Origin of the sequence: Curtobacterium sp. NPDC098951 (assembly GCF_044759965.1) — a bacterium.
Classification (GTDB): domain Bacteria; phylum Actinomycetota; class Actinomycetes; order Actinomycetales; family Microbacteriaceae; genus Curtobacterium.
This window is the reverse complement of the sequence record NZ_JBIWAG010000003.1, coordinates 578,514-595,603: the sequence shown is the minus strand read 5'-3', so window position 1 is coordinate 595,603 and position 17,090 is coordinate 578,514. Positions and strand designations below refer to the sequence as shown.

Genomic DNA, 17,090 nt, shown 5'->3' with positions numbered 1-17,090 from the left:
CCCCAACGAGCGTAAAACCGTGGCGTGTCGCCCCCCGCTCGCCCCCCCCGTGGCCCGCCGCCCCGGGTTTTGGGGGCCCCCCCCCCCCCCCGGGGGGGGGGGGGGCGGGCCGGGGGCCCCCCCCCCGCGCCTCCAGTGCGTCAGCCGACGCGACGCGTCGCGTCAGCCCTCGATGCGGTAGCCGAGTCCGCGGACCGTCACCAGGATCTCCGGGGCGCTCGGGACGCGCTCGATCTTCGACCGGATGCGCTTGATGTGCACGTCGAGGGTCTTGGTGTCGCCGAAGTAGTCCGACCCCCACACCCGGTCGATGAGCTGCCCGCGGGTGAGCACGCGCCCGGCATTGCGGAGGAGCAGCTCGAGGAGCTCGAACTCCTTGAGCGGCATCGGCGTCTCCGAGCCGTCCACCGCCACGGTGTGCCGTTCGACGTCCATCCGGATGCCCCCGACCTGCAGGATGCCACTGTCCGCCGGGTCGTCCTCGGTGCGGCGCCGCAGCACGGCACGGATGCGGGCGAGGAGCTCGCGGGTCGAGTACGGCTTCGTCACGTAGTCGTCGGCGCCGAGCTCCAGCCCGACGACGATGTCCACCTCGGAGTCCTTCGCGGTGAGCATGATGATGGGGATGTTCGACCGGGTCCGGATCTGGCGGCAGACCTCGGTGCCGGACAGCCCCGGCAGCATCAGGTCGAGCAGCACCAGGTCGGGGTTCTCCGCGTCGAACTTCGACAGCGCGGTCACGCCGTCCGCAGCGACGGAGGTGTCGTACCCCTCGCGCTGCAGCAGGAACTCCAGGGGCTCGCTCAGGGCCGGCTCGTCGTCGACGATGAGGATCTTGGTCACGATGGCTGCTCTTCCAGTTGCTCTTCGAGTGCTGTGGTCAGTTCGGGGTCCGCCTCGGGCAGGCGGATGGTGAAGGTCGAGCCCTTGCCGGGCTGCGACCAGACGCGCACGTCCCCGCCGTGGTTGCCGACGACGTGCTTCACGATGGCGAGGCCGAGCCCTGTGCCGCCCGTGGCACGGGAGCGGGCGGGGTCGACCCGGTAGAACCGCTCGAACACCCGGTCGAGGTCCGCCTCGGGGATGCCGACGCCCTGGTCGGTGACCGCGATCTCGACGAACCCCTTGGTCGACCGGACGCCGACGCCGACGCGGGTGTGGTCCGGCGAGTACTTGACCGCGTTGGCGATGAGGTTCGACACCGCGATCTGCAGCAGGGCGGGGTCGCCCATCACGCGCAGCTTCGACTTCTTCGCCCGGACGAGTTCGATGTCCCGTGCGCGGGCGACGATCTCGTTGGCGTCGACCGCGGCCTGCACGATGCGGTCGATCGACGTCTCCTCGCTGTTCTCGAGCGTGTCGACGGACTGCAGGCGGGACAGCTCGATGATGTCCTTCGTCAGGGCGGCCAGCCGTTCCGACTCGGTGACGAGCTGCGCGGCGAACTTCCGGACGTGCTGCGGTTCGTCGGCCGCGGCGACGAGGGTCTCGGAGAGCAGCCCGATCGCGCCGATCGGGGTCTTCAGCTCGTGCGAGATGTTCGCGACGAAGTCCCGTCGGACCTCGTCGATGCGGCGGGTCTCGGTGAGGTCGTCGGCGGTGACGAGCACGTAGCGGTTGCCGAGCTGCGCCGCGCGGAAGCTGAGGTAGCCGATCTGGTCGCTGTTCCGACGCGGGAGCTCGAGGTCCTCGGCGCTCATCTCACCGCTCCGGCGCACCCGGTCGACGAGGTCGACGAGTTCCCGGTGCACGAGCTTGCGCCGCACGACCAGCCCGACGGTGAGCGCCTGCGGCGACGCCGCGACGACCGTGTTCGAGGGGTCGACCACCACGGCCGGGTTGTGCATCGTGGCGATGACCGCGGCGACGCCGTCGGGCAGGGTGCGTTCCGCCACGTCGGCAGCACGAGCCGTGCGCTCGGCGGTGATGATCAGCACCACGACGCCCGCTCCGAAGACCCCGCCGAGGAGCATCGACAGTGGCACCAGCCACGCGTTGTCCATGCCGTCAGTGTAGGGATGGTCACACGCGGTTCCGACCCCGTTCACCCGCGTCCGGCGTGGTTCCCGGTCCGGATCGCGAAGCGTTCAGCCGGACGTCACCGTTCGTTCACCTGACCTGACGACACTCGACCGGTACGCAGAGAGAGGTACTCCCCCATGCGCGAAGTCTTCCAGCAGGAACTCCAGGACGTCCAGGAGCGACTGACCGAGATCGCCGGGCTCGTCGAGTCCGCCATCACCCGAGCCACGCAGTCGTTCAGCGAGTCCGACGTGGCCCTCGCCGAGGAGGTGATCGCCGACGACGCCAAGATCGACGAGGCGGCGAACAGCCTCGACGAGATCGCGATCGACATCCTCGCCCGTCAGGCCCCCGTCGCCCGTGACCTGCGCGTCGTCGTCACCGCCCTGCGCGTCAGCTCGTCGCTCGAGCGCATGGGCGACATGGCCGAGCACATCGCCCAGCTCACCCGCCAGCGCTTCCCCGAGAAGGTCGTCCCGAAGGGCCTCCGCGGCACCTTCAAGAAGATGGGCCAGCTCGACGTCGCGATGGCGCAGAAGCTCACGCGCCTGCTCGCCACCGAGGACATCGCCCTCGCCGGGGAGATCCGCGACGAGGACGACGCCATCGACGAGCTGCACGCGAGCGTGTTCGACTTCGTGCTCGGCGAGACCTGGAAGGGCGCGCCGATCGACACGGTCGACGCCACCCTCGCCTCGCGCTACCACGAGCGGTTCGCCGACCACGCGGTGTCGATCGCCAAGAAGGTCGAGTACCTGGCGACGGGTGACTGGGCCGGCGCGTCCTCGGTGACGGTGTCGCCCGCCTGACCCGACGCTGCGGCGTCACCGAGCCGGACGGACCACACGGTCCGCCCGGCTCGCTGCGTTCCGCCGGCTCGCCGCGTTCCGCCGGCCCGATGCGTTCCGCTCGCTCGCTGCGTTCCGCTCGCTCGCTGCGTTCTGCGAGGATCGAGGCATGGCACAGGTCGCGATCGTCGTCAACGGGATGCCCGGTTCGGGCAAGAGCACGATCGGGGCGGCGCTGGCCGAGGTGCTCGGCTGCCCGTTCCTGTCGAAGGACCGGATCAAGGAGCCCCTCGCCGACCTCGTCGGCCCGATGATCGCCTCGCGTCCGCTCGGCGGCATCGCGATGGACACGATGTGGTCGATGGCGGACGCGGTCGAGAACGGGGTCGTCCTCGACGCCGTCTGGCTGCCCTCGCGTGACCGTGCCCTCCTGGAGGCGCGGCTCGCCTCCGCCGGGTCACCGCGCGCCGTCGAGGTGTGGTGCGACACCGACCGCGCCACCGCCGAGGAGCGGCTGCGGGACCGCTACGACCCGGGCACCGTGCCGGTGCGCCACGAGGTGCACGGTGACCTCGCCGGCGTGCTCGCGTTCTGGGACGAGCACGGCGCCACGGCCGGGCCGGTCGGGCTGCCCGGCGTCCCCGTGGTCCGCGTGGACACGACGAAGCCGTACGACGTCGGCGCACTGGTGCAGGAGATCGCGTCGCACTTCGTGTGAGCGGACGAGACGACGAGCGCCCCGCCCGGTGACCAGGCGGGGCGCTCGGACGCACTGCTACTTCTTGGCGCCCTGGGCGGCCACCGCCGCAGCACCTGCCGCGGCGGCCTCGGGGTCGAGGTAGTACGCCGGCTTCGTCGGACGGAAGTCGTCGTCGAGCTCGTACACGAGCGGGATGCCCGTCGGGATGTTGAGGCCCGCGATGTCCTCGTCGGAGATGCCGTCGAGGTGCTTCACGAGCGCGCGGAGCGAGTTGCCGTGCGCCGTGACGAGGACGGTGCCGCCGTCGGCGAGGTCCTTCGTGATGTCCGACTCCCAGTAGGGCAGCAGGCGCTCGATCACGAGCTTCAGCGACTCGGTGCGGGGCAGCTGGTCGCCGAGGTCGGCGTAGCGGCGGTCCCCGAACTGCGACCACTCGGCGTCGTCGGCGATGGGGGGCGGCGGCACGTCGAACGAGCGGCGCCACTCCATGAACTGCTGCTCGCCGTACTGCTCGAGCGTCTGGGCCTTGTCCTTGCCCTGCAGGTCGCCGTAGTGGCGCTCGTTGAGGCGCCAGTCGCGCTTCACGGGCAGCCACGCCAGGTCGGCCTGGAGCAGCGCGATGTCCGCCGTCTGGATCGCACGGGTGAGGAGCGAGGTGTACAGGACGTCGGGGACGATGCCGGACTCGGCGATGAGGTCGCCGGCGCGCTTCGCCTCCTTCTCGCCCAGCTCGCTGAGCCGGACGTCGACCCAACCGGTGAACAGGTTCTTCTGGTTCCAGTCACTGTTGCCGTGACGGAGCAGGACGAGCGTGGAGGTCATGCCCCGAGTCTACCGAGCGCCGTGCGCCCGTTCCGCGGCCCCGTACCCTGGTGGGCATGCCCATCGGGAACGTGACGCGCGGGACGACCGGGTACAACCGGCTCCGCCGCGTCGACCGGTGGATCGCCACGCTGCCGGCCCTCCGCCGGAGCACGGACCCGCTCGTCGCGGACGTCGGGTACGGGGCGTCGCCGACGACGACCCTCGAGCTCCGGGACCGCCTGGCCGCCGTCCGCCCCGACGTCGAGGTCACCGGCATCGAGATCGAACCGGCCCGGGTGGCGCTCGCGAACGCCGGCACCCGGGACGGCGTGACGTTCCGGCTCGGCGGCTTCGAGACGCCGACGCCCGGGGGCCGCCGCCCCGCCGTGATCCGGGCCTTCAACGTGCTGCGGCAGTACGACGAGTCCCAGGTCGAGGCGTCCTGGCGGCTCATGCAGGACCGGCTGCAGCCCGGCGGCGCACTGGTCGAGGGGACCTGCAACGAGGTCGGACGGGTGGCGTCCTGGGTAACGCTCGACGACGTCGCGCCGCAGACCTTCACGGTGTCGCTCCGCCTCGCCGGACTCGACGTGCCCTCGGTCGTGGCCGAGCGGCTGCCGAAGGCCCTCATCCACCGGAACGTGCCGGGTGAGCGGGTGCACGCGTTCCTCGGCGACCTCGACCTGGCGTGGGCGGTCGCCGCGCCGCTCGGCACGTACGGCCCCCGGCAGCGGTGGATCGCGGCCGTCCGGGGCATGCGGGACCGGGGGTGGCCGGTGCTGCACGGGGTGACGCGGTGGCGACTCGGGGAGCTCAGCGTGCCCTGGGCCGCGGTGGCCCCGGCCTGACCGCCCGGCGCAGCCGCACTGCCGCGCGGCCGCGGCCGATGCCCGCGCTGCCGAGACTCGGCCGGGCGGACAGTTTCGCGGCCCAGGCCGCGCGAACGTGTCCGCGGAGCCGAGACTCGGCGCGGCCCGCCGCGGTCTGCGAGCCGCCGCTAGGAGCGGCGGACGGCGCCGAGCCGGGGCAGCCGCGGCACGTCCGCGGTGGCGCCGGCGCCCGGGGGCACGATGACCTCCTGCGTCGCGGCCACGACCACGTCGTCGGCGGTGAGCGTCAGCGTGGCCGCCGGGTCGAGGGAGCGCTTCACGACCGCGAGCGCGATCGGCCCCAACTCGTGGTGGATGCCCGACGCGCTCACGCGCCCGACCTCCTTCTCGCCGGCGACGACCGGCGTCCCCGGGGCCGGCAGCACGCCGTCGGACCCGTCGAGGTGCAGCATCACGACCCGGCGCGGCGGGTGGCCGAGGTTGTGGACCTTGGCGACGGTCTCCTGCCCCCGGTAGCAGCCCTTCGACAGGTGCACGGCGGAGCGGAGCCAGTCGAGCTCGTGCGGGATCGTGCGCTCGTCGACGTCGGCGAGCGAGGGGCGCCAGGCGGCGATCCGCAGGGCCTCGTACGCGAGGAGCCCCGCGACGGGTCCGTCGGACGCGGCGATCCGGTCGGCGGTGCCGGGGGTGACCACGGCGATGCGGAGGGTCCAGTCGGAGGCGGGGTGCGCCTCCTGGACGGCGTAGCCCCACCCGCCGGGCGTGACCGACGCCCACGGGTCGACCCACTCGACGAGCGGGGTCTCGGGCAGCTCGGTCGGCGCGAACGGCGCGGTGTCGCCGAACCACCCGATCGTCGCGAACTCGGCGGAGCGGTCGGCGACCTCGACGCGCAGCATGAACCGCATCGAGTCGAGCCAGGCGGCGAGCGGCCGAGCGTCTGCGGGCTCGGTCAGCAGCCACGCCACCGAGCCATCGTCGACGACGCGTGCCGCGTGCTCGACGCGACCGGACTGGTCGAGGACGAGCGTCTCGGTGCTCGCCCCGACGGCCAGGCCGGTCAGCAGCTGCGACGTGATCGAGTTGAGCCAGGACAGGCGGTCCGGACCGGTCACGGTCACCACGCCGAGGCCGAGCTCGACGACGGCGCGACCACGGGCCAGCAACCGCTGCTCGCCGAGCGGGTTGCCGAAGTGCGCGGCGGGGCCCGCGTCCGTCGCCACGAAGCCGGCGCGACCGGCGAAGGCGGACATCAGTCGACCTTCGCGAGCTGCCCCGAGGCGTGCGAGGTCAGCTCCTTGCCGAGCGCGGCGATGTCCCACGCCCAGAAGAGCTTGCCCTCGACCAGACCGTAGAGCCGGGTCGCCGCGGAGTAGTCCTTGGCGTTCGGCGAGCGCATCACGGCGTCGGTGGCGAGGTCGATCCGGCCCTTGCGGACCCGTCCCACGTAGAGCTCGTTGACGCCGGTGGGGTGGATGATCGCCGCCTCGACGTCGAACCCGTCGGTGGTGTTCCGCAGTGCCTCGACGCTCTCGACGGTGCCGAACGGCGTCGGCCCCTCGCCGAGGAGCATCGCCGGACCGCGGTCACCGGGCTCGGACGGACGGTCGATCCGCCAGTAGCCCATCTCGGCCGCGAGCGGGGTGCGCTCGTCGTCGAGCAGCCACGTCGTCGACGAGTAGTTGAGGTACGGCAGTCCGTCGTGGCTGAAGCTCACCCGCTGGCCGAACTCGTACTTCCGGGGCTCGGCTTCGTCGCCGACCGGGTACTCGACCACGCCGGTGCCCTCCCAGACGCCGACGAGCCACGACAGCGGGACGAGTTCGGGCGCGAGACCTTCGGGCAGTTCGATCAACGCTGACCCTTGAACAGCTTCACGACGACGGTCACCGAGACGAACGCGATCGCGAGCGACGCGAGGCCGAGCAGGCCCACGTAGAAGAGCTCGAGCGCAAGCAGCGAATCCATGCCCCGAGTCTACGCGGCACGCCTGACGACGCCAGCCGTCGGGCGGCGGGTCACCGGGTCAGCAGCAGGACCGCGGTGACGAGCACGACGACGAAGGCCCCCGACGACGCGATGCTGATCCGCTCGACCAGCCCGTCCTTCGTCGCGGTGATGAGCTGCAGCACGAAGCTGACCAGCACGCACAGCACGAACACGAGGAGCAGCCAGGCGAACGAGTCCTTCTCGGTCAGCGTGAGCACGAGCACGGCCCCGACGATCGCGAGCAGCCAGACCGGCAGGACGGACGTCAGCCGGAGGCGGCGCTGGTCGGTGGGCTGCACGGGCTCGGTCACGCGCCCCATCATGACAGGACCGCCGCGGGAACGCCCGTCCCGACCGTCCGGCCGGGAAGGGGGCTTCCCGAGCATCACTAGGATGTGTGCACGACTCCCCCACGCCCTGGAGGTCATGTGGCCCAGCTCCTGGTACTCACCTCAGCCGCGCCCGGCGACGTCCTGCCGAGCCTCGGTCTGCTGAGCCACCGGATCCGCCACGTCCCCGCCGAGGCCGCCCAGCTCGTCAACGCCCCGCAGAGCGACCTCATGTTCGTGGACGCCCGGACGGACCTGGCGAGCGCCAAGGCCCTCTGCAAGATCCTCGCGACGAGCGGCTCGACCACGCCGATCATCCTGGTCGTCACCGAGGGCGGCCTGACCGCGGTCAACAGCGAGTGGAACGTCGACGACGTCGTGCTCGAGACCGCGGGCCCCGCCGAGGTCGACGCCCGCATCCGCCTGACCGCCGGTCGCGCCTCGAAGAACCAGACCGGGTCGAAGATCCAGGCGTCCGGTGTCGTCATCGACGAGGCGAGCTACTCGGCCAAGGTGCGCGGCCGGCCGCTCGACCTGACGTTCAAGGAGTTCGAGCTCCTGCGCTTCTTCGCCACGCACCCGTCGCGGGTGTTCACCCGCGAGCAGCTCCTCAGCGAGGTGTGGGGGTACGACTACTTCGGCGGCACCCGCACGGTCGACGTGCACGTGCGACGGCTCCGCGCGAAGCTCGGGGACCTCGAGTCCCTGATCGGCACGGTGCGCAACGTCGGCTACCGCTTCAACGTCTACGACGACGAGGCCGACCGGCTCGCGGGCCAGTAGTGGTCGACCTCTCGCGCTTCGCCGTCCCGGGTGAGGCACCGCCGTTCTCCGACCAGACCCTGGTCGACGTGCGCGCCGGTCGCGCGAGCGTGCTCGGCGACGAGCGCGGGGTCGCCGTGGTGCGCGACGGCGAGCTGGAGCTCGTGGTCGCCCAGGAGGCACGGGGGCACGGCCTCGGCACCGCCCTCGTCCGGCAGGCGCTCGCCCCGGGCGGCGGGGCCGCGGCGCCCCGGCTCGCGTGGGCACACGGGGACCACCCCGCCGCGCGGGCGCTCGCGTCGCGATTCGGCTGGACGGCGGTCCGGACGCTCCTGCAGCTCCGTGCACCGATCGCGTCGGTCGCCCCGGACCCGGCGGTGCCCGACGGCTACACCCTGTCGGCGTTCCGCGCGGGCGACCCGGGCGACGAGGCCGACTGGCTCGCGCTCAACGCCGCCGCGTTCGCCCACCACCCGGAACAGGGCCGGATGACGCTCGAGGACCTGCGCGCCCGCGAGGCGGACGACTGGTTCTCGGGCGAGGACCTGCTCCTGCTCCGCGACGACTCCGGCGCCCTGGCGGGGTCGTGCTGGCTCAAGGTCGAGGACGGCATCGGTGAGTTCTACGCCGTCGCCGTCCGCCCCGACATGCAGGGACAGCGGCTCGGCGGCGTCCTGATGCGCGCGGGAACCGCTCGTCTGACCGGTCGTGGGCTCACCGCCGCCGCGCTCTACGTCGAGGGCGACAACGAACCGGCGCTCGCGCTCTACCGGCGGTCCGGCTTCGTGCAGCACGCGATCGACGTGCAGTACGCCGCGGGCTGAGCCCGACGGCGCACCACGTCGTTCACCGCGGGTTTCCACAGCGTCCACGTGGGGCCCTCCCGGCGCAGGGGTCGGGTGGCAGGATGTGGGCATGGACACCGAACCGCAGCTCGACGGCGACTCCGTCGCACCGGACCTCGACGACTTCGACGAGGTCGTCGAGATCGAGCACGAGTCGCTGCCCACCGACCGCTACTTCGACCGCGAGCTCAGCTGGCTCCGGTTCAACCAGCGGGTCCTCGAACTCGGTGAGGACCGCACGCAGCCGCTGCTCGAGCGCGCGAACTTCCTGGCGATCTTCGCGTCCAACCTCGACGAGTTCTTCATGGTCCGGGTCGCCGGCCTGAAGCGCCGCATCGACACCGGCATCGCCGTCCCGACCAACGTCGGCCGGGCACCGAGCGACGTCCTGCGGGACATCGCGACGAAGGCGCACGAGCTGCAGGACCGTCACGCGCAGGCGTTCATCGGGTCCCTCAAGCCGGACCTCGACGCCGCGGGCATCCACGTCGAGCACTGGTCCGACCTCGACGAGGCCGACCGGCTCCGGATGCGCGAGTACTTCAACGAGCAGATCTTCCCGGTGCTCATGCCACTCGCGGTGGACCCGGCGCACCCCTTCCCCTACATCTCCGGGCTGTCGCTCAACCTCGCGGTCCGCGTGCGGAACCCGAAGTCGCAGCGGCAGGAGTTCGCCCGCCTCAAGGTGCCGCAGAACTTCTCGCGGTTCATCAAGCTGCCGGACGACGACTCGGGACTGCTGCGGTTCATCCCGCTCGAGGACCTCATCGCCAACCACCTCGACGACCTCTTCCCCGGGATGGAGGTGCTCGAGCACCACGTGTTCCGGGTCACCCGCAACGAGGACGTCGAGATCGAGGAGGACGAGGCCGAGAACCTCATCCAGGCCCTCGAGCGCGAGCTGCTCCGTCGTCGGTTCGGACCGCCCATCCGCCTCGAGATCACCGAGGACATGGACCCGGTGACGCTCGACCTGCTCGTGCGCGAGCTCGACATCACCGAACAAGAGGTCTTCCGCCTCCCCTCGCCGCTCGACCTCGGCGGGCTGTTCGAGATCGCGAAGATCGCCCGACCGGACCTGCACTACCCGAAGCACGTGCCGACGACCCCGGTGCAGTTCCAGCCGGGCGAACCGAACACGAAGCCCGACCTCTTCCGCGCCATCGCGGCGAAGGACGTGCTCGTGCACCACCCGTACGAGTCCTTCGCGACGAGCGTCCAGGCGTTCCTCGAGCAGGCCGCGGCCGATCCGAACGTCCTCGCGATCAAGCAGACGCTGTACCGCACCTCCGGCGACAGCCCCATCGTGGAAGCGCTCATCGACGCGGCCGCCGCGGGCAAGCAGGTGCTCGCCCTCGTCGAGATCAAGGCGCGCTTCGACGAGCAGAACAACATCACGTGGGCCCGCAAGCTCGAGAAGGCCGGCGTGCACGTCGTGTACGGCCTGGTCGGGCTGAAGACGCACTCGAAGCTCGTGCTCGTCATCCGGCAGGAGGGCGGCACGCTCAAGCACTACAGCCACATCGGGACGGGCAACTACAACCCGAAGACCTCGCGCATCTACGAGGACATGGGGCTGTTCACGTCGGACGACGTCGTGGGCAAGGACCTGACGCGCCTGTTCAACGAGCTGTCGGGCTACGCGATCGAGAAGAAGTTCAAGCGCCTGCTCGTCGCGCCGCTGCACCTGCGGAAGGGGCTGCTCAAGCGCATCCAGACCGAGGCGGACAACGCTCGGGCCGGCAAGCCCTCCGGGATCCGGATCAAGGTCAACTCGATGGTCGACGAGCAGATCATCGACGCGCTGTACCTGGCCAGCCAGGCCGGCGTGCCGGTGGACGTCTGGGTGCGCGGCATCTGCTCGCTCAAGCCCGGCATGGAAGGCGTCAGCGACACCATCCGGGTGCGCAGCGTCGTCGGTCGGTACCTCGAGCACTCGCGGGCGTTCGCGTTCCACAACGGCGGCGACCCGGCCGTGCTCATCGGCTCGGCGGACATGATGCACCGCAACCTCGACCGCCGCGTCGAGGCCCTCGTGCGGCTGTCGGACCCGGCGCACGTGAACGAGGTCCACGAGATGTTCGACCTCGCGATGGCGGACACGACGAGCTCGTGGCACCTCGAGTCGGACGGCGAGTGGACGCGCCACTCGACGGACGACGACGGCCGACCGCTCGACGACGTGCAGAATGTCCTCATGCGGAAGATCTCGGCGCGGAAGCGCTCCACTCGGTGAGCGGCGGCTCCCAAGGGCCGGTCGTCGCTGCGGGTGCCGTCGTCTGGCGCGAGCAGGACGGCATCCCGCTCGTGCTGCTCATCCACCGTGACCACCACAAGGACGTCTCGTTCCCCAAGGGCAAGGTCGACCCGGGTGAGAGCGTCCCGACGACCGCCGTGCGCGAGATCGTCGAGGAGACCGGGTACCGCGTGCACCTCGGTGCACCCCTGGGCACGGCCGAGTACGTGCTGCCGAGCGGCCGCGACAAGATCGTGCACTACTGGTCCGCCCGGGTGCCCTCCAAGGAGTACGAGCGCGCCGGCAGGTTCCACCCGAACGACGAGGTCGCCGCGATCGAGTGGGTCACCCTCGACGACGCCCGCCACCGGCTGACCTACGACCGTGACGTCGCCATCCTCGACCGGTTCGCGGACCGCGTCGCCGCGGGGCACCACCGCACCTTCGCACTCATCGCCCTGCGGCACGCCAAGACGGTGCCCGGCTCGGACTGGAACGGCCCGGACGCCACCCGTCCGCTGCTGCCCGTCGGCAGGTCGCAGGCGAAGTCGGTCGCGTCGCCGGTGGCCGCGTTCGGTCCGAAGAAGATCGTCAGCAGCACCGCCGCCCGGTGCCTTGCGACGGTCGAACCGCTCTCCGACCGCACGCACCTCGGGGTGTCGAGCACGCCGGACATCAGCCAGGACGCACACGACCACGGTGCGGCCAACGTCAAGGGCGTCGTGCAGAAGCGGCTCGACAAGGCGAAGACCACCGTCCTGTGCTCGCACGGTCCCGTGCTGCCCGACATCATCGCCCGCATCGCGACCGCGACGGCCGACGACAGCGGCCGCTTCGACCTCCGCCGGGCCGCCATGCTCTCGGTGGGCGACTTCTCGGTGATGCACATCGCCGACGGCACGCTCGTGGCCGTCGAGACGCACCGCAACCCCGTCCCCGCGTAGGCCGGACGCCGGGGCCGAGCCGCGCCTCCCGGCTCCTGGGGTGCATGCGCATGCATGCGCATGCATGCGCCCGTTCTCGGCGCGCCGTTCCCGATCCTGCACCCGCCACGGGCTCGGCGCACGTCGCCCCGTCCGGGACAACCCCTCGTTCACCTCCCGTTCACCAGGGCGGGTGATCCCCGTCACCTCGTGTCCCTACAGTCGCTCCCGGGTCAGCACCGGCCCACGGGACCAGCAGCGGTCCCACCTGCACTGACATTCCCGAAGGGACCCCTGTGAACATCAAGCGAATCGGTACGGTCGCGGCAATCGCGATCGCCGGCGCGGTCGTGCTCTCCTCGTGCGCGGCGAACGAGGGCGCGAGCACCAGCCCGTCCTCCAGCTCCAGCTCCGGCACCGACTACTCGAAGCTCTCGGGCACGCTGACGGGCTCGGGCTCGTCCGCACAGCAGACCGCGCAGGCCACCTGGACCGCCGGCTTCCAGAACGTCGCCTCGGGCGTCACGGTCAACTACTCGCCCGACGGTTCGGGCGCCGGCCGCAAGAACTTCATCTCGGGTGCCGCGGACTTCGCCGGCTCCGACGCCGCGCTGAGCGACGAGGAGCTCTCGGGCTCGTTCGCCGCCTGCGCCGCGGACTCGAAGGCCATCGACATCCCGGTCTACATCTCCCCGATCGCGATCGCCTACAAGGTCGACGGCGTCAAGGACCTCACGCTCGACGCGAAGACCATCGCGGGCATCTTCTCCGGCAAGATCACGAAGTGGAACGACTCCGAGATCACCGCGCTCAACAAGGACGCGACGCTCCCGGACGCGAACATCACCGTCGTGCACCGCTCGGACGACTCGGGCACCACCGAGAACTTCTCGGAGTACCTCGACGCGAACGCGAAGGACGTCTGGGGTAAGGACCCGAGCCAGACCTTCCCGTACCAGGTCGGTGACGCCGCCGCGAAGACCTCGGGTGTCGCCTCCTCGATGGCCAGCGCCTCGAACGCCATCACCTACATCGACGACTCCGGCGCCGGTGACCTCGACAAGGCCAAGCTCATGGTCGGCGACAAGGCCACCACGATCTCGGCCGAGGGTGCTGCCACCGTCGTCGCCGACTCGAAGACCGTCGAGGGCCGCGCGGACAACGACCTCGCGATCGACATCAACCGCACCGACACCGCCGACAACGCGTGGCCGCTCGTGCTCGTCTCCTACGCCATCGCGTGCCAGGAGTACAAGGACTCGGCGAAGGGTGAGCTCGTGAAGGGCTACCTCGACTACGTCGTCTCGAAGGACGCGCAGGACGCCGCCGCGAAGGAGGCCAAGTCGGCCGCCCTCTCGACCGACCTGTCGGAGAAGGCCGCCAAGGCCGTCGCCTCCATCAAGTAAGGCACCCTGAGCGCCCGGACGCCGGTCCCACCCACTCGACCGGCGTCCGGGCACTCGCCCGTCCACTCGGGGAACCGAGCGCGACACCGCAGCACCGGACACCCGACCTCCCGCCTCCCCCGGCGTACCTCCGACAGGAGCCCCATGACGACCGCACCGGCCCAGCCAGGGGCCACCGTCACCCCCAAGCCGAAGCCCGTCGTCCGCATCGGCGACCGCGTCTTCTCCGCCGCCTCGGTCATCTCCGGCGGTCTCATCCTCTTCGTCCTGATCCTCGTCGCCGCGTTCCTCGTGTGGCAGAGCCTCCCGGCCTTCAGCGCCAAGGTCGGCGAGCTCCCCAACGGCGCGACGAACTTCTGGGACTTCGTCGGTCCGCTCGTGTTCGGCACGATCTGGTCCGCGCTCATCGCGCTCGTGATCGCCGTGCCGCTCGCGCTCGGCATCGCCCTGTTCATCTCGCACTACGCGCCCCGTCGTCTGGCGCCGGTCCTCGGCTACGTCATCGACCTGCTCGCCGCGGTGCCGTCGGTCGTCTACGGCCTGTGGGGCATCGTGGTCCTCGCGCCGTTCGTGAAGCCGTTCTACGTCTTCCTCAACACCTACTTCGGCTGGTTCCCGCTCTTCTCCGGTCAGGTGACCGGGACGGGCCGCACGATCCTCACCGCGTCGATCGTGCTCGCCGTGATGGCGATCCCGATCATGACCGCCGTGATGCGTGAGATCTTCCTGCAGGCGCCGACCCTCAACGAGGAGGCCTCCCTGGCCCTCGGCGCCACCCGCTGGGAGATGATCCGTCTGTCGGTGCTGCCGTTCGCCAAGTCCGGCATCGTGTCCGCGATCATGCTCGGTCTCGGCCGCGCGCTCGGCGAGACGATGGCGGTCGCGCTGGTGCTGTCGGTGTCGACGAACGTGACCTTCCAGGTCCTCATCGCGCAGAACCCCTCGACGATCGCGGCGAACATCGCCCTGCAGTTCGCCGAGGCGTCCGGCACGGCCCTGAACGCCCTCATCGCGACGGGCCTGATCCTCTTCGTCATCACCCTGGTCATCAACATGCTCGCGCGGTACATCGTCCGCAAGCGAGTGAGCTGAGAGGTCCGCCCCGATGTCCCTCGCCATCCGTCAGTCCGGAGTGTCCGGCAACGTCTACGCCACCGGCAAGCTGCACAAGTCCGTGCCGTGGCTGCTCCTCGTCGGCTCCTGGGTCGCCCTGATCCTCGTGTTCGCCCTCCTCAACGCCGGCGGCGCGGTCAAGGACTTCAACGTCGTCGCCGCGGTGTTCCTCGGCACGGTCCTGTTCGACGTCCTCATCGTCGTGGTTTCGCGCATCGTCGAGGGTGGCCGCAAGGCGGTCGACCGGCTCGTCACCTCGCTCGTCGTCACGGCGTTCGTCATCGCGGTGCTGCCGCTGGTGTCGCTGCTGTGGACGGTGCTCGGCGACGGCCTCGCCCGGTTCGACGCGCAGTTCTTCTCGTACTCGATGCGCGGGGTCATCTCCGAGGGCGGCGGCGCCATCCACGCGCTCGTCGGCACGCTCGAGATCACGCTGTTCGCCGCGCTCATCTCGGTGCCGATCGGTCTGCTCACCTCCATCTACCTGGTCGAGTACGGCAAGGGCGTCCTCGCGAAGGGCATCACCTTCTTCGTCGACGTGATGACGGGCATCCCCTCGATCGTCGCCGGTCTCTTCGCGTACTCGCTGTTCGCGCTCTTCCTCGGTCCGGGTGCCCGCTTCGGCCTGGTCGGCTCCGTCGCCCTCTCGGTGCTGATGATCCCGATCGTCGTGCGCTCCACCGAGGAGGTCCTGAAGATCGTCCCGATGGAGCTCCGCGAGGCCTCGTACGCACTGGGCGTCCCGAAGTACCTGACGATCCTGAAGGTCGTGCTGCCCACGTCGCTCGCCGGCATCACCACGGGCGTCATGCTCTCGATCGCCCGCGTCATCGGCGAGACCGCTCCCCTGCTCGTCACGGCGGGGTTCACGGCGAGCCTGAACTACGACCTGTTCAAGGACCCGATGATGACCCTGCCGGTGTTCGCGTACACGCAGTACTCGCAGCAGGGCGCCAACCCGGTGCCGTTCGTCGACCGGGCGTGGACCGCCGCGCTCGTGCTCATCCTCATCGTGATGCTGCTCAACCTGCTCGCACGCTTCATCACGCGCCTGTTCGCCCCCAAGCTCCCGCGCTGACCCGCGGATCCACCCACCCCGAAGGAACACAGTGTCCAAGCGCATCGAGGTCGACGGCCTCAACGTCTACTACTCGAAGTTCAAGGCGGTCGAGGGCGTCGACATGACGATCGAGCCCCGCACCGTGACCGCGTTCATCGGCCCGTCCGGCTGCGGCAAGTCCACCTTCCTCCGCACCCTCAACCGCATGCACGAGGTCATCCCCGGCGCCTACGTCGAGGGCTCCGTCAAGATCGACGGCGACGACCTGTACGGCGCCGGCGTCGACCCGGTGCTCGTCCGTCGGCAGGTCGGCATGGTCTTCCAGCGCCCGAACCCGTTCCCGACGATGTCCATCAAGGACAACGTGCTCGCCGGTGTGAAGCTCAACAACAAGCGGCTCTCGCGCTCCGAGGCCGACGAGATCGTCGAGCGCTCCCTGCAGGGCGCGAACCTCTGGAACGAGGTCAAGGACCGCCTCGACAAGCCCGGCATGGGCCTGTCCGGCGGGCAGCAGCAGCGTCTCTGCATCGCCCGTGCGATCGCGGTGCAGCCCGACGTGCTCCTCATGGACGAGCCGTGCTCGGCGCTCGACCCGATCTCGACCCTCGCGATCGAGGACCTCATCGAGGAGCTGAAGAAGGAGTACACGATCGTGATCGTGACCCACAACATGCAGCAGGCCTCGCGCGTCAGCGACAAGACGGCGTTCTTCAACATCGCGGGCACCGGTGCGCCGGGCAAGCTCATCGAGTTCGACGACACCGCCACGATGTTCTCGAACCCGTCCGTCCAGGCCACCGAGGACTACGTCTCCGGCCGCTTCGGTTGATCGACCGCCCCCGTTCACGACGGCCCCGTCGGACTCCGGTCCGGCGGGGCCGTCGCCGTTCCACGTCGTTCCTTCCCAGGACGCGCGCGATGGGATGAGGAAACGGGCGTACCTGGTCGAGCGTTCCGAGCAGGTACGCCCGTTTCGACCAGGTACGCCCGTTTCGGTCAGGTACGCCCGTTTCGGTCAGGTACGCCCGTTTCGACCAGGTACGCCCGTTTCGGTCAGGTACGCCCGTTTCGGTCAGGTACGCCCGTTTCGGTCAGGTACGCCCGTTTCGGTCAGGCACGCCCGCTTGGGTCAGGTACGCCCGCTTCGGCACGGGTGACGGGGCAGTGTGCGCTGCGGGGGCGGGGCGGCGGACGGGAGGCGCGGCCCGCTCCCGCCCCGCCGAGTCCGCCCGTGACCGGGCACGCTGGCACGTTCCTTCCCAGGACGGCCGCGATGGAATGAG

At 70.5% G+C, this 17,090-nt stretch carries 17 protein-coding genes; 11 read left to right on the top strand and 6 right to left on the bottom strand.

What is annotated here, in order from left to right; all coding sequences use genetic code 11:
• Positions 1–162 precede the first annotated feature (162 nt).
• Together ACIQUC_RS11880 and ACIQUC_RS11875 are read right to left on the bottom strand one after the other, a co-directional pair.
• Positions 163–843: a response regulator transcription factor gene (locus ACIQUC_RS11880; protein ID WP_022906624.1), complete on the bottom strand. Its 681-nt coding sequence runs from the start codon at positions 841–843 to the stop codon at positions 163–165.
• Positions 840–2,003: a cell wall metabolism sensor histidine kinase WalK gene (locus ACIQUC_RS11875; RefSeq protein WP_022906625.1), complete on the bottom strand. Its 1,164-nt coding sequence runs from the start codon at positions 2,001–2,003 to the stop codon at positions 840–842. Before ACIQUC_RS11875 ends, ACIQUC_RS11880 begins: the two co-directional genes overlap by 4 nt.
• Positions 2,004–2,159: 156 nt before the next feature.
• Here ACIQUC_RS11875 and phoU point away from each other — a divergent pair, with 156 nt between their 5' ends.
• Together phoU and ACIQUC_RS11865 are read left to right on the top strand one after the other, a co-directional pair.
• Positions 2,160–2,831 carry a phosphate signaling complex protein PhoU gene (phoU, locus tag ACIQUC_RS11870; RefSeq protein WP_022906626.1) on the top strand — a complete coding sequence of 224 codons (672 nt, stop codon included), beginning with the start codon at positions 2,160–2,162 and terminating at the stop codon, positions 2,829–2,831.
• Positions 2,832–2,979: 148 nt separating this feature from the next.
• Positions 2,980–3,528: an AAA family ATPase gene (locus ACIQUC_RS11865; protein ID WP_022906627.1), complete on the top strand. Its 549-nt coding sequence runs from the start codon at positions 2,980–2,982 to the stop codon at positions 3,526–3,528.
• Positions 3,529–3,585: 57 nt separating this feature from the next.
• Here the strand turns inward: ACIQUC_RS11865 and ACIQUC_RS11860 are convergent, their stop codons facing one another.
• Positions 3,586–4,332 (bottom strand): phosphoglyceromutase, encoded by a 747-nt coding sequence (locus ACIQUC_RS11860; protein WP_022906628.1) that lies wholly within the window; start codon positions 4,330–4,332, stop codon positions 3,586–3,588.
• Positions 4,333–4,388: 56 nt separating this feature from the next.
• Here ACIQUC_RS11860 and ACIQUC_RS11855 point away from each other — a divergent pair, with 56 nt between their 5' ends.
• Complete coding sequence (locus ACIQUC_RS11855) at positions 4,389–5,162, top strand: class I SAM-dependent methyltransferase (protein ID WP_402267032.1); 774 nt, start codon at positions 4,389–4,391, stop codon at positions 5,160–5,162.
• Positions 5,163–5,311: 149 nt separating this feature from the next.
• Here the strand turns inward: ACIQUC_RS11855 and ACIQUC_RS11850 are convergent, their stop codons facing one another.
• The 3 genes from ACIQUC_RS11850 to ACIQUC_RS11840 all read right to left on the bottom strand — a co-directional run bounded on the left by ACIQUC_RS11850 (position 5,312) and on the right by ACIQUC_RS11840 (position 7,444).
• A complete protein-coding gene (locus tag ACIQUC_RS11850; protein WP_402267029.1) occupies positions 5,312–6,397 on the bottom strand; it encodes a YgfZ/GcvT domain-containing protein in 1,086 nt (361 codons plus the stop codon).
• Entirely contained in the window at positions 6,397–6,999 is a 603-nt protein-coding gene (locus ACIQUC_RS11845) for an FABP family protein (protein WP_402267026.1), read from the bottom strand. Before ACIQUC_RS11845 ends, ACIQUC_RS11850 begins: the two co-directional genes overlap by 1 nt.
• Positions 7,000–7,162: 163 nt before the next feature.
• Positions 7,163–7,444 (bottom strand): hypothetical protein, encoded by a 282-nt coding sequence (locus ACIQUC_RS11840; protein ID WP_148286910.1) that lies wholly within the window; start codon positions 7,442–7,444, stop codon positions 7,163–7,165.
• Positions 7,445–7,561: 117 nt separating this feature from the next.
• On the opposite strand from ACIQUC_RS11840, the gene ACIQUC_RS11835 reads away from it, so the two are divergent.
• The 8 genes from ACIQUC_RS11835 (at position 7,562) to pstB (ending at position 16,636) form a co-directional block, all read left to right on the top strand.
• Positions 7,562–8,245, top strand: coding sequence for a winged helix-turn-helix domain-containing protein (locus ACIQUC_RS11835; RefSeq protein ID WP_022906634.1), 684 nt, complete (start codon positions 7,562–7,564; stop codon positions 8,243–8,245).
• Positions 8,245–9,048: a mycothiol synthase gene (mshD, locus tag ACIQUC_RS11830; protein ID WP_402267022.1), complete on the top strand. Its 804-nt coding sequence runs from the start codon at positions 8,245–8,247 to the stop codon at positions 9,046–9,048. The genes ACIQUC_RS11835 and mshD overlap by 1 nt, the downstream gene beginning before the upstream one ends.
• A 91-nt stretch (positions 9,049–9,139) precedes the next feature.
• Positions 9,140–11,305, top strand: coding sequence for an RNA degradosome polyphosphate kinase (locus ACIQUC_RS11825; protein ID WP_402267020.1), 2,166 nt, complete (start codon positions 9,140–9,142; stop codon positions 11,303–11,305).
• Positions 11,302–12,249, top strand: a complete 948-nt coding sequence (locus tag ACIQUC_RS11820) for an NUDIX domain-containing protein (RefSeq protein ID WP_402267017.1) — start codon at positions 11,302–11,304, stop codon at positions 12,247–12,249. Before ACIQUC_RS11825 ends, ACIQUC_RS11820 begins: the two co-directional genes overlap by 4 nt.
• A 275-nt stretch (positions 12,250–12,524) precedes the next feature.
• The gene (locus tag ACIQUC_RS11815; protein ID WP_022906638.1) at positions 12,525–13,634 is read left to right on the top strand and encodes a phosphate ABC transporter substrate-binding protein PstS; all 1,110 of its coding nucleotides are present in this window, start codon (positions 12,525–12,527) and stop codon (positions 13,632–13,634) included.
• 144 nt (positions 13,635–13,778) lie between these two features.
• A complete protein-coding gene (pstC, locus tag ACIQUC_RS11810) occupies positions 13,779–14,726 on the top strand; it encodes a phosphate ABC transporter permease subunit PstC (RefSeq protein WP_402267014.1) in 948 nt (315 codons plus the stop codon).
• 13 nt (positions 14,727–14,739) lie between these two features.
• Positions 14,740–15,825, top strand: a complete 1,086-nt coding sequence (pstA, locus tag ACIQUC_RS11805) for a phosphate ABC transporter permease PstA (protein WP_402267011.1) — start codon at positions 14,740–14,742, stop codon at positions 15,823–15,825.
• Between the two features lie 31 nt (positions 15,826–15,856).
• A complete protein-coding gene (gene pstB / locus ACIQUC_RS11800) occupies positions 15,857–16,636 on the top strand; it encodes a phosphate ABC transporter ATP-binding protein PstB (RefSeq protein WP_022906641.1) in 780 nt (259 codons plus the stop codon).
• Positions 16,637–17,090 lie beyond the last annotated feature (454 nt).